Origin of the sequence: Serratia sp. (in: enterobacteria), from assembly GCF_051654945.1 — a bacterium.
Lineage (GTDB): Bacteria > Pseudomonadota > Gammaproteobacteria > Enterobacterales > Enterobacteriaceae > Chania.
Genome location: NZ_JBOFZA010000073.1, coordinates 1 through 12,711 on the forward strand (window position 1 = coordinate 1; position 12,711 = coordinate 12,711).

A 12,711-nucleotide genomic window follows, 5' to 3' on the forward strand; every position below is an offset into this window, starting at 1 on the left:
TCCTGGCTGGGCGACTTGGTTCTCGTTAGAGGAGTCGTTGTTCCCGGTCAGTGGAGGCGCATTATAGGGAGTTCTCAGAAGGGCGCAACCCTTAAATTCAAAAAACTTTTCAAGCGCGGCTTTTTTCGGCAAAACGCTGCACAAGGCAGCATTTCCATCACTTTTCGTACTGGATGCGGCTGAATTCCTGGGCAAAACGGTCCACCTGCTGCCAATCTGTATATTCCACTTCTTTACTGGTATCCGTCTCCCCCCCGGTCATTTTCATAATGAAGCGGATCATGACGCGGTCAAACCAGCGATAACGCGGATAACGCAGCGCACCAGCGAACACGGCACATTGCTTTGGCTGCCAGGGTGATGACAATAAGAACTTGCGAGTGTAGGCATTGGTTTGCGGTGAGCGCTTCTCCGGTTTGCGTGCCGTCAGGTTAACCGCGAAGAACGCACTAGGCATTTGGTTCAGTTGCTCAGCATGCTGCTTCACAAAGCGGTGCAAAGCCGTATTGAAATGCCCATAACGTATCGAAGCCCCGATAAGTACCTGTTGGTACTGCCCAAGCTCGATATGCTCTGCCTGTTGCAGATCGACAACATCGCAGCCCAGGGTCTCCTGCAACTTGTTAGCTATATAAGAAGCAATAGATTGAGTTTGTCCGTCGCGGCTCGAATAGAGAATCAATGCCTTCATGGCGTTACTCCTTTATATACAGATTACTCACGCCAGAAGGTCGGTGTGAAGAGAACCAGCAGCGTAAACACTTCCAAACGACCAAACAGCATGGTCAAGACCAGTACCCACTTGGCCGGTGGCGGCATGGTAGTAAAGTTATCGGCGACAACGCCGAGGCCTGGCCCCAGGTTGTTAAGCGTAGCCGTTACCGCAGCAAAGGCTGAGAACTCATCCACACCGGTGGCAATAATGGCCAGCATGCTGACGATAAATACCAATGCATAGGCGGAGAAGAATCCCCACACGGCTTCAAGAATACGTTCCGGCAACGCGCGGTTACCCAATTTGATGGTGTAAACCGCATTCGGGTGCACTAACCGTTTCAACTCGCGCGACCCTTGCAGATACAGCAGCAGGATACGGATCACCTTCAGGCCGCCGCCGGTTGAACCTGCGCAGCCACCGATAAACGCAGAGCAGAGCAAAAGCATTGGCAGGAACAGCGGCCATTTGGCGATACTGTCGGTGGTAAAGCCTGCGGTGGTGGCCATTGATACGACCTGGAAGAACGCCTGATTAAGGGTTTCCATGCCGCTTCTATATATACCGTGCCACCACAATACTACGGTACACACCGCCACCAAGGTGAACTGCACGGCGATAAACATGCGAAATTCTGGATCACGCCAGTACACTTTCAAGCTACGTCCGCTGAGTAAGGCGAAGTGCAAGCCGTAGTTACAGCCGGAGATCAGCAGGAAAACGGCGATGATGGTGTTGATAGTTGGGCTGGCGAAGTAACCCACGCTGGCATCGTGCGTAGAGAAACCGCCAATGGCGATAGTTGAAAAGCTATGGCCGATAGCATCGAACACCGACATTCCGGCACCCCACAGCGCCAAAGCACAGGCTACCGTCAGCAATACATAAATCAGCCACAGGGTTTTGGCCGTTTCGGCAATACGCGGACGCATTTTATTGTCTTTCAACGGACCAGGCATTTCCGCACGGTAGAGCTGCATACCCCCAACGCCGAGAATAGGCAGTATGGCGACGGCTAGCACAATGATCCCCATCCCCCCCATCCATTGCAGCATTTGGCGGTAGAACAAAATGGCTTTGGGCAATGAGTCTAACCCTACCAGAGTGGTCGCACCGGTGGTGGTTAAACCAGAGAAGGATTCAAAAAAGGCGTCTGTCAGAGAGAGGTTGGGTCGTTCGGAAAACAGGAAAGGTAATGCCCCCACGCTGCCCAGCACGGTCCAGAACAACACCACGATAAGGAAACCTTCACGCGGTTTTAATTCATGCTTTTGTTTACGGTTTGGCCACCACAGCATCAAGCCAATGGTCACGGCCACAAAGAAGGTCTGGCTGAATGCCCGCCCCGCTCCGTCGCGGTATATCAATGCCACCAGGCCAGGAATAAACATTGTCCCGGAAAACAGGATAACCAGCAGACCCACGATACGGGTTATGGCGCGAAAATGCATTTCAGCACGATCCTTAACAATTCAGTTGGTGGGGATTATTGCGATATAGGGACTAATTGCAAACTTCCGCGGCTGAGATCGCGTAATTTATTCCCGAATGCCTCAATGCCCGTGGCCGGTAACGCGAGATGCAACACCACGGCGGCACCATATTCCCCATGCACAATCTGCCCTTCACTCAGCTGCAGCAAATTTTCTACCAGCGCCAGCTGAGCATAGTCGCACTGCAAGGTATATTCGAGCTGCGGCACCTTATAGCTGACAACCAGTTGCTTCAGTGCCTGTTGTACACCGCTGCCGTATGCCCGCACCAAACCACCGGTCCCCAGCTTGATCCCACCATAATAGCGCACTACCACCGCGGTTATCTCTCCAATCCCACTGCCCATAAGCTGCGCCAGGATAGGTTTACCCGCAGTACCTGAAGGTTCTCCATCATCAGAGAACCCCAGTTGCTGCGAATCATTAGGTGCACCAGCAACAAAAGCCCAGCAGTGGTGCCTGGCCGTTGGATGCTCTTCACGCACTTGCTGCACAAAAGCCTTTGCCGCTTCTACCCCGCAGGTTGGCGCCAGCAGAGTAATGAAGCGGCTTTTCTTTATCTCTTCGCTGACGCTGATCACAGCGCCAGGAATGGGGTAAGGCTGCATCAGGCCAGGTTCAGATCGCGCGTCATATTCTCAATACGCTTTTCGTGGATCACGATATTGTCCTCAATGCGGATACCGCCGTAAGGCTTCAGCGCGTCGATGCGATCCCAGGCGAAGTGCTTACTGAATTCGCCACTACGCCAAGGGGCCAACAGGGACTCAATGAAGTACAGGCCCGGTTCAATAGTCAGCACCATGCCAGGCTGCATGATACGCGTGCAGCGCAGGAACGGATATTTTGCCGGAGCGGCCAGATGAGTGCCATTTTCATCCTGCATAAAACCAGCGGCATCATGCACTTGCAAACCCAGCGGATGGCCCAGACCATGCGGCAAGAACGGGCAGGTAATGCCTTGTTCAACCATCGCCTCTTCACTAATACCAGTGACCAGCTTATGATTTTTCAACAACTTGGCGATACGTTGATGCATCTGAACATGATAATCCGTATAGCGTACCCCGGCTTTCATGGTGTCTATCAATGCCAGTTGCTCACTATTAAGATCTTTCACCAGATGGGCGAACGCATTATCGCTCTGGCCCGCATAGGTGCGAGTCAGGTCGGCGGCGTAGCCATTGTATTCAGCCCCCGCATCGATCAGGAAGCTGCGAGCTTCGGCCGGCGGCTGATGATCCAGCTTGGTGTAATGCAGCACCGCCGCATGCTCATTCAGGGCAACAATGTTGTCATAAGGCACGTTGGTATCACGGTGGCCAGTGGCGGTCAGATAGGCCAGATTGATATCGAACTCGCTCATGCCTGATTGGAAGGCTTCCTGAGCGGCAAGGTGCCCCATCACCGCCGTTTTCTGCGCTTCGCGCATGCAGGCCAGCTCATAACCGGTTTTGATTGAGCGACGGAAATCGAGGAAATTCAGCACCGCTTGCGGGTTGATGTTTTCGGCCGCAATACCAAGAGAGAGCGCGCGTTGCTGTGCGTAGCCGATATAGCCCACACGCTCGCGCTGCTGCGGCAGTTGGCTGGCGATATCGTCGGCATTGGCCAGCGGCAGCAGGTCGATGGATTTAGTCCAGAAACTGTTGGGCAGCGGTTCAACGCTATGCCAGTAATCCACCGGGGAGTAGAACCACAGCTTTGGTTTGTTAACGCCGTCCACCCACAGCCAGCAGTTCGGTACCGACGTTACCGGCACCCACGCCTTGAAGTTGGCGTTCACTTTAAACGGATAATTGTGATCGTCCAGGAAGACGCGTTGCAGTTCTCCTGAATGGATCAGCAACGCATCCAGTTTATTGCGCTCTAATACTTCACGAGTTCGTTGTTGCAGTGTTGCCAGGTGGTCGTTATACAAAGAAGCCAGCGTTTCCATCACAATACCCTTATGCCTCAGAACGGAATGAGCCATCTTAACACACTGATCCCATGCTCCAACCCCATCTCCTCTTGCATCAGGCCTGCTTCGCAAACCACAACAAACAAGTTGCAGCCATCCGCAACGTGCCAACGTTTGCCGTAACATGCATAAAAATAACTTGATTTAGAATCAATCGATTAGCCATTACGCCTGTGATCCGGTTTGCAAATATGCAATCTATTATTTGCAATTTATTAACATAAAAACCACACTCCTCATCATCTGGTCATACCAGATCAACTGCGCTGATTCAGGAGATCGACATGCTCTACCAAGGCGAAACATTACAAGTACACTGGCTCGACAACGGCATCGCCGAGCTGGTGTTCAACGCACCAGGCCCGATCAACAAGCTGGATACCAGCACCGTTGCCAGCCTGGGTGCCGCACTCGAGGTGCTGGAACAGCAAACCGGGCTGAAAGGGCTGCTGCTGCGCTCTGACAAATCCGCATTCATCGTGGGAGCCGACATCACCGAGTTCCTCTCTCTGTTTGCCGCCCCGGCAGAAAAGCTGCATGAATGGCTGGTGTTTGCCAATAGCATCTTCAACCGGTTGGAAGATTTGCCGGTGCCGACCATCGCCGCCATTAACGGTTATGCGTTAGGCGGCGGCTGCGAATGTATCCTGGCGACCGATTTCCGTATCGCCTCCCCAGATGCACGTATCGGCCTGCCGGAGACCAAGCTGGGTATCATGCCGGGTTTCGGGGGTTCCGTGCGCCTGCCACGCCTGTTGGGTAACGACAGCGCGCTGGAAATCATTGCTGCCGGCAAAGATATCGGCGCGAAAGACGCACTGAAGGTCGGCTTAGTCGACGCCGTGGTCGCACCGGAAAAACTGGTGGAAGCCGCGCTGAAAGTGCTGCAACAGGCGATCGACGGCCAGCTAGACTGGCGTGCCTACCGCCAGCCGAAGCTGGAACCACTGAAGCTTAGCCCAATCGAAGCAGCGATGAGTTTCACCACCGCCAAAGGCATGGTGATGCAAACGGCCGGGAAACATTACCCTGCACCGATGACTGCCGTTAAAACCATCGAGGCAGCCGCCAAGTTAGGCCGTGACGAGGCATTGAAGCTGGAAACCGCCAGCTTTGTGCCTTTGGCCCGTTCTAACGAAGCGCGCGCCCTGGTGGGCATTTTCCTTAACGATCAGTTCGTAAAAAGCCAGGCGAAAAAGCTGGCCAAGAACGTTGAAGCCCCGAAACAGGCTGCCGTGCTGGGTGCCGGGATTATGGGTGGCGGTATCGCCTATCAATCTGCGCTGAAAGGCGTGCCGGTGATCATGAAGGACATCAGCGACAAATCCCTGACCCTCGGCATGAATGAAGCGGCCAAGCTGCTGAATAAACAGCTGGAGCGCGGCAAATTGGATGGCCTGAAGATGGCACAGGTGCTGTCAACCATCCAACCCACGCTGGACTATGCCGGTATCGAACGCGCTCAACTGATTGTCGAGGCCGTGGTTGAAAATCCTAAGGTGAAAGCGGCAGTGTTGTCTGAAGTGGAAGCGTTGATCGGCGAAGATACCGTGCTGGCCTCCAATACCTCAACCATCCCGATCAATCACCTGGCAAAATCGCTGAAGCGCCCGCAAAACTTCTGCGGTATGCACTTCTTCAACCCGGTGCATCGCATGCCGTTGGTTGAGATTATCCGTGGTGAGCACACCAGCGACAGCACCATTGCCGCCGTGGTGGCCTACGCCACCCGCATGGGCAAAACGCCGATCGTCGTCAATGACTGCCCTGGGTTCTTCGTGAACCGCGTGCTGTTCCCGTATTTCGCCGGTTTCAGCCAGCTGCTGCGCGACGGTGCCGACTTCCGTCAGATCGATAAAGTGATGGAAAAACAGTTTGGCTGGCCGATGGGCCCGGCGTATCTGTTGGATGTGGTCGGTATTGATACGGCTCACCACGCCCAGGCGGTGATGGCCAACGGCTTCCCGGAACGTATGAACAAAGATTACCGTGATGCGATCGACGTAATGTTCGATAACCAGCGTTTCGGTCAGAAAAACCAGTTGGGCTTCTACCGCTACAGCCAAGACAGTAAAGGCAAGCCGCGCAAAGACAACGACGAGCAAACCGACACGCTGCTGGCAAGCGTAAGCGCACCGGCACAGGCTTTTAGCAGTGAAGAGATCATCGCCCGCATGATGATCCCGATGATCAACGAAGTGGTACGCTGCCTGGAGGAAGGCATCGTGGCCAGCCCGGCAGAGGCGGATATGGCGCTGGTTTACGGCATAGGCTTCCCGCCGTTCCACGGTGGTGCATTCCGTTATCTGGATACCATCGGCACCGCCAATTACGTCGAAATGGCCCAACGTTACGCCGATTTGGGGGCGCTGTATCAGGTGCCCGCCGGTCTGCGTGCCAAGGCGGAACGTAATGAAAGCTACTACCCGGTGGCGACAGCGGCGCTGTCTGATATCTCCACTGGCCAACCGGCATGAGGTTATAAAGATGGAAAACGTAGTTATTGTTGATGCCGTACGTACGCCGATGGGCCGCTCAAAAGGCGGCGCTTTCCGCCAGGTACGCGCGGAAGACCTTTCCGCTCATCTGATGCGTGCCGTGCTGAGCCGTAACCCGGCGCTGAATGCCGCTGAAATTGATGATATTTACTGGGGCTGCGTGCAGCAGACGCTGGAGCAAGGCTTCAACATCGCCCGTAACGCCGCATTGTTAGCCGAGATCCCGCATAGCGTACCGGCAGTCACGGTGAACCGCCTGTGTGGCTCTTCGATGCAGGCTTTACATGATGCCGCTCGCGCTATCATGGTGGGTGACGCACAGGTCAGCCTGATCGGCGGTGTGGAACATATGGGCCACGTCCCGATGAACCACGGCGTAGACTTCCACCCGGGCCTGAGCCGTACCGTGGCAAAAGCCGCCGGAATGATGGGCCTGACCGCAGAAATGCTGGCCAAAATGCACAATATCAGCCGCGAGATGCAGGATGAGTTTGCCGCCCGCTCCCACCAACGTGCTCACGCTGCAACGTTAGCCGGCTATTTCAAAAATGAAATTATCCCGACCACTGGCCACGATGCCGACGGCATACTGACTCGTTACGATTATGATGAAGTGATCCGCCCGGAAACCACCGTTGCCAGCCTGGCTGCATTGCGCCCGGCGTTTGATCCGGTCAACGGCACCGTCACCGCAGGCACCTCTTCCGCCTTGTCTGACGGCGCTTCCGCCATGCTGATCATGAGCGAATCCCGCGCCAAGGCGCTAGGTCTGAAGGCTCGTGCCCGCATCCGCTCAATGGCGGTGGTGGGATGCGATCCTTCTATCATGGGCTATGGCCCGGTGCCAGCCAGCAAACTGGCGCTCAAACGTGCCGGTCTTAGCGTGCAGGATATCGATCTGTTTGAATTGAATGAGGCCTTTGCCGCCCAATCACTGCCATGCATTAAAGATCTGGGGCTGTTGGATAGCATGGACGACAAGATCAACCTCAACGGCGGTGCCATTGCTCTGGGCCACCCGTTAGGCTGTTCCGGCTCGCGTATCTCTACCACCCTGCTGAATAATATGGAGCGCCGCGACGTGCAGTTTGGTCTGGCCACCATGTGCATCGGCCTGGGCCAGGGGATCGCCACGGTGTTTGAACGCATCTAGCTGTGTCTGATTGGATGCTCCCTGGAGCATCCCAAAAGTTTTTTTTGCCGTACTTCCCGCCTGTCAGGGGCGGGTTTTTTTATTTCTAGCGCGCCAATAAAAACGGGGCGGCACCTGGCCACCCCGTTTTGACTGCTGCGTATTCAATCAGATGAACGCGAAGGCATCGCCGAACATATGCGCTTCCAGTGCGCCACGCTCGGCACAGAAACGCTCACGGGCAATTTTCGCCATCTCGAAACGCCCGGCAATATAAATGTCATGCTCAGACAACGAACCAAAGTCCTGCAACACCGCGCTCAGCACCGTGCCGCTGCGGCCACGCCAATCCTCTTCCGGCTGTTCAACCACCGGGATGACCTTCAGGCTTGGGTATTGCAGCGAAATCGCCTCCAATTCGCTGAGATCGTAAAGGTGCTTCAGCTCACGTCCACCCCAGTAGATCGAGATATCGCGATTGGGTTGCTGTTCGAGCGCCGTCAGTAAAATCGAACGTGCGTAAGAGAACCCGGTACCACCGGCAATCAACACCAGCGGACGCTCGCTTTCTTCACGTAGCCAGGCTTCACCATGCGGGATATCTACGGTGATAGCCTGCTCTTTCAGCACGCGATCCATCACTGCCATGGCATACAGGTTCAGTTCAGAAGCACCAATATGCAGCTCGATATAGTCTTGCTGCGCTGGCGTCGAGGCCACAGAGAATGGGCGTTTATCACGCTCATCCATCACGACCATCAGGTATTGCCCTGCTTTGAACGAAAAGGGTGCCTCTGGCACCAAACGTACCCGATAAACGGTATCGGTAATGGCCTCTACGGAGGTCACTTTACAGCTCAGGATTGTCATGCGTTCCTCTGTCGGGTCATCACTGGCGCTAGAGCGTCGGTTCTCGGTCACTGAATATGGCGAGCTCATCCCAGATGTCGTCGATGCGCGCACGCACTTTCTCATCCATCTTGATCGGACGGCCCCACTCTCGTTGGGTTTCTCCCGGCCATTTATTGGTGGCATCCAGGCCCATCTTCGATCCCAGCCCGGAAACCGGTGAAGCGAAGTCCAGGTAATCAATCGGTGTATTCTCCACTAGAACGGTATCCCTTGCCGGATCCATTCTGGTGGTGATCGCCCAAATCACGTCATTCCAATCGCGTGCATTCACGTCGTCATCGCAGACGATGACAAACTTGGTATACATAAATTGGCGTAGGAAAGACCAGACCCCCATCATTACGCGTTTGGCGTGCCCGGCGTACTGTTTTTTGATGGTCACCACCGCCAGACGGTAAGAACACCCTTCAGGAGGCAGATAGAAATCGACGATTTCCGGGAACTGTTTTTGCAGGATCGGCACAAACACTTCGTTTAACGCTACCCCCATCACCGCAGGTTCATCCGGCGGACGGCCAGTATAGGTCGAGTGATAGATCGCGTCGCGCCGCTGGGTAATGTGAGTCACGGTAAACACGGGGAAGTGATCGATTTCGTTATAATAACCGGTGTGATCGCCATATGGGCCTTCCGGCGCCAGTTCCCCTTGCTCGATATAACCTTCCAGCACAATTTCCGCGCTGGCCGGGACTTCAAGATCGCAGGACAGGCATTTGACCACTTCGGTCTTGTTGCCGCGCAATAACCCGGCAAAGGCATATTCAGACAGGTTATCCGGTACTGGCGTCACCGCACCCAAAATGGTCGCCGGATCGGCACCCAGCGCAACGGCCACTGGGAAACGTTCACCCGGATGCTGCTGACACCACTCCTGATAATCGAGGGCGCCGCCACGGTGCGAGAGCCAGCGCATAATCAGCTTGTTCTTGCCCAATACCTGCTGGCGATAGATCCCCAGATTCTGGCGCTCTTTATGCGGGCCGCGTGTCACCGTCAGCCCCCAGGTCACCAATGGAGCGGCATCTTCCGGCCAACAGTGCATCACCGGAATACGGCCGAGATCGACATCTTCCCCTTGCCACACCTGTTCCTGGCACGGGGCTGAGCCTAGCACCTTGGTCGGCATATTCAGCACTTGTTTGAACTTGGGCATCTTGTCGAACAGATCGCGAAAACCCTTCGGTGGCTCAGGCTCTTTGAGAAACGCCAGTAGTTTGCCCACTTCGCGCAGCGCGCTGACGTCTTCCTGCCCCATCCCCATCGCGACCCGCTTGGGCGTACCGAACAGGTTGCAGAGCACCGGCATATCATAGCCTTTCGGATTTTCGAACAGCAGCGCCGGGCCGCCCGCACGCAGCGTACGATCGGCGATTTCTGTCATTTCCAGATAGGGATCAATCGGCTGGCTGATGCGTTTTAGTTCCCCTCTCTTTTCCAGCAACGAGAGGAAATCGCGTAGGTCACGGTATTTCATGCAAGCCATTACACCATTGATTTGTAGAAGATTTAAACGCCGAACCAGCAAAATCACCATCTGCTTCGACATTTAATTAACTGGCTGATTTTAAGGCGTTTCACAGCGAAGGGATAGATTAACAAATTCTAGCCAATCTGCCCACATTAGCGCTACTAGTTTGGGTTGTCACCACAATGCTGCGTAACAACCTTCTTGCCCAATCTAGCCAGTTTTGCGATCTCAATGGCAGGTGAACGGCACCAGCGAGCGCAGTGCCAAGGTATCCTGAAATTCCTGAGTTTCTACCCCATGGCGGAACACCTTGAAGCCCTGCTCCCTGGCGCTGAAATAGCGCAGATCGTTACCACAAACGTGCAGCAGGCTACCTTCGCGCAGCGCGACAACCGACTCGCTTGGATTCACCGCACAGAACTCTGCCAGGCGTTCATCACGGGTTTCGCCCATGTGTCCGCTGATATGGGCATCGATATAGTGCGGGTTGATCTGTACCGGGAACAAACCCAGCGCAGGCAATACGACGCTGTTGCGCACCGGCATGTCGTTGGTAGTGCGGATGCTCGGTGTCGCCACGTTACAGCCAGCACTCCACCCCACATACGGCACTTCGCGTTCACGCACGGCACGTTGGATCGGCACAATCAGGCCATTTTCATGCAGCATCTGGTTCAGCATCCAGGTATTGCCGCCGCTGACCAGAATACACTCGGCCTGCGCGATCGCCTCTGCCGGGCACTCGGCATGGTGGATACTGGTGACCTTGATGCCCAACGTCTGCGCCAGATCCCCTGCCCGCTGGTCGTAATCCCCGCGGATCATGGCATAAGGAATAAATACGGCTGACGTGATGTTGCGGCGTTCAATCATCGCCAACAGTTGGCTCTTGGCATAGCCGAGCAGTTCGGCCTCGCCGGAAAGTTTGCCGTTACTCAGTAAAAATAGCTCCATGTCTCTCCCCCAGTGCAAGAATGATAAAGATGTCACGCTGAGCATCAGGCTTGCCCGCCATGCTGTGACCGTCGCAAATTTTAGGCCTATTGTTATACCTGAACCAGGCAAACAAATGTGTGACTTTATGCTGGCTACGGCAGATTGCTGCAACAGATGGATACTTGCGTCACTAGGTATCCGTAGTGGCTTTTGGTATGCTTAGCGGCTGACAGAAAGGCATGTGAAACTATGGAATCTTGGTATCTACTTTATTGTAAGCGCGGCCAGCTCTTACGGGCACAGGAACACCTGGTAAGGCAAGCCGTCAACTGCCTGAGCCCAATTATTACGTTGGAGAAAATCGTGCGTGGCAAGCGTACTGCCGTGAGCGAACCACTATTTCCCAACTACCTGTTTGTTGAATTCGATCCAGAGCGTATTCACACCACCACGATCAGCGCAACCCGTGGTGTCAGCCACTTTGTGCGTTTTGGCGCGTTACCGACTCAGATACCTTTACAGGTCATCGAAGAGCTCCAGACGCATAGTGAAGAACACTATGTGGATCCAGAGACCCCACAACCAGGCGATACGGTGTTGATCACCGATGGCGTGTTCGAGGGCCTGCATGCGATCTACACCGAACCCGATGGTGAAGCCCGTTCCATGCTGCTGCTGAATCTGATCAACAAGCAGATTAACCAGAGCATCGATAACCGGCAGTTCCAGAAGCTGTAACGCAAACAGGCACCCGAGGGTGCCTGTTTTGTGTATGCTGATATCGCGCCAATTCCTGAACAGTTTTCAATAAAGTTTCTTAGAACGCACATTCACGCCCGGTGAAGTACAAACTTATCGTTCTGATACATCACACAAGCCCCTCACACAGTCAAACGAGCAGTGAACCGTAGGCGATTCAGCCAGCACACGCATTACTTTATTCGCTAATTCATTGGGTCGTGACAACGGTTAAAATCTAGCCTTTGCGTTAGGAGAAAGGTGACCGTGAATATCGACGAGGTGAAAAAGTGGCACCCTTTCATCGATGTAGAGGGTGAATCATGGGACCTTTCCTTTCTGGATGCCCATACCGTAACCTACACGCACCACTGTGAGGGCAAGGTAGATAGAGTATATAAATTCATCGTTTCTTATTCATGTCACTGCTTTTGCAAAGCGTATCCAGAACAGAGTGAGGATGAGAAAAGAACGCTGATGTATCATTCTCCCCGAGAGTCTAGACCGTTCTGCAAGTTGCGCTATGGGCTGGCAAAACGCTATCTCAGGGAGATTATGCTATCGCTCGACCAACAGCGTATTATCCATGCGGGGCATGGCAGCTATGCCGTCGTGGAGGTGTTGAATGAAGAAGGTGAACGCTGTTTTTATCATGTTCCGTTCAAGGCATTCCGGGAAAAGAAAAAACTCAGGCTACATGTGACCAGCGCCTATCCAGTGACTGCAAGACCTGGCGGCGGGAAGGTGGGATTTTATGTCATCGCTCACAATCTCATGACCGGTAAATCATTACCCCATCCCTGAAATAACAAAACCCACCTTAAGGTGGGTTTCGCCAGAGGATCTCTGGTATTCA

At 54.2% G+C, this 12,711-nt stretch carries 11 protein-coding genes; 4 read left to right on the forward strand and 7 right to left on the reverse strand.

Annotation, left to right across the window (positions count from 1 at the left end; translation table 11 throughout):
- Nucleotides 1–157 precede the first annotated feature (157 nt).
- The 4 genes from hemG to pepQ are packed head-to-tail and all read right to left on the reverse strand — an operon-like array spanning nucleotide 158 to nucleotide 4,147.
- Nucleotides 158–691: a menaquinone-dependent protoporphyrinogen IX dehydrogenase gene (hemG, locus tag ACRDCA_RS14510; RefSeq protein ID WP_438690162.1), complete on the reverse strand. Its 534-nt coding sequence runs from the start codon at nucleotides 689–691 to the stop codon at nucleotides 158–160.
- Nucleotides 692–714: 23 nt separating this feature from the next.
- A complete protein-coding gene (trkH, locus tag ACRDCA_RS14515; protein WP_025121807.1) occupies nucleotides 715–2,166 on the reverse strand; it encodes a Trk system potassium transporter TrkH in 1,452 nt (483 codons plus the stop codon).
- 35 nt (nucleotides 2,167–2,201) lie between these two features.
- On the reverse strand, nucleotides 2,202–2,816 hold the full coding sequence (locus ACRDCA_RS14520; protein WP_438690163.1) for an IMPACT family protein: 615 nt from the start codon (nucleotides 2,814–2,816) through the stop codon (nucleotides 2,202–2,204).
- On the reverse strand, nucleotides 2,816–4,147 hold the full coding sequence (pepQ, locus tag ACRDCA_RS14525) for a Xaa-Pro dipeptidase (protein WP_438690164.1): 1,332 nt from the start codon (nucleotides 4,145–4,147) through the stop codon (nucleotides 2,816–2,818). Before pepQ ends, ACRDCA_RS14520 begins: the two co-directional genes overlap by 1 nt.
- Nucleotides 4,148–4,455: 308 nt before the next feature.
- On the opposite strand from pepQ, the gene fadB reads away from it, so the two are divergent.
- Complete coding sequence (fadB, locus tag ACRDCA_RS14530; protein ID WP_438690165.1) at nucleotides 4,456–6,648, forward strand: fatty acid oxidation complex subunit alpha FadB; 2,193 nt, start codon at nucleotides 4,456–4,458, stop codon at nucleotides 6,646–6,648.
- Between the two features lie 10 nt (nucleotides 6,649–6,658).
- On the forward strand, nucleotides 6,659–7,822 hold the full coding sequence (gene fadA / locus ACRDCA_RS14535; protein ID WP_025121811.1) for an acetyl-CoA C-acyltransferase FadA: 1,164 nt from the start codon (nucleotides 6,659–6,661) through the stop codon (nucleotides 7,820–7,822).
- A 147-nt stretch (nucleotides 7,823–7,969) separates the two neighbouring features.
- Here fadA and fre read toward each other — a convergent pair whose 3' ends face one another.
- The 3 genes from fre to pepE form a co-directional block, all read right to left on the reverse strand.
- Nucleotides 7,970–8,671, reverse strand: coding sequence for an NAD(P)H-flavin reductase (gene fre / locus ACRDCA_RS14540; protein ID WP_438690166.1), 702 nt, complete (start codon nucleotides 8,669–8,671; stop codon nucleotides 7,970–7,972).
- A gap of 28 nt (nucleotides 8,672–8,699) precedes the next feature.
- Entirely contained in the window at nucleotides 8,700–10,196 is a 1,497-nt protein-coding gene (gene ubiD, locus ACRDCA_RS14545; RefSeq protein ID WP_438690290.1) for a 4-hydroxy-3-polyprenylbenzoate decarboxylase, read from the reverse strand.
- A gap of 213 nt (nucleotides 10,197–10,409) precedes the next feature.
- Nucleotides 10,410–11,135 (reverse strand): dipeptidase PepE, encoded by a 726-nt coding sequence (pepE, locus tag ACRDCA_RS14550; protein WP_438690167.1) that lies wholly within the window; start codon nucleotides 11,133–11,135, stop codon nucleotides 10,410–10,412.
- Between the two features lie 231 nt (nucleotides 11,136–11,366).
- Here pepE and rfaH point away from each other — a divergent pair, with 231 nt between their 5' ends.
- Together rfaH and ACRDCA_RS14560 are read left to right on the forward strand one after the other, a co-directional pair.
- A complete protein-coding gene (gene rfaH, locus ACRDCA_RS14555) occupies nucleotides 11,367–11,855 on the forward strand; it encodes a transcription/translation regulatory transformer protein RfaH (RefSeq protein ID WP_438690168.1) in 489 nt (162 codons plus the stop codon).
- A gap of 261 nt (nucleotides 11,856–12,116) precedes the next feature.
- Nucleotides 12,117–12,659 carry a stationary phase growth adaptation protein gene (locus tag ACRDCA_RS14560; RefSeq protein ID WP_438690169.1) on the forward strand — a complete coding sequence of 181 codons (543 nt, stop codon included), beginning with the start codon at nucleotides 12,117–12,119 and terminating at the stop codon, nucleotides 12,657–12,659.
- Nucleotides 12,660–12,711 lie beyond the last annotated feature (52 nt).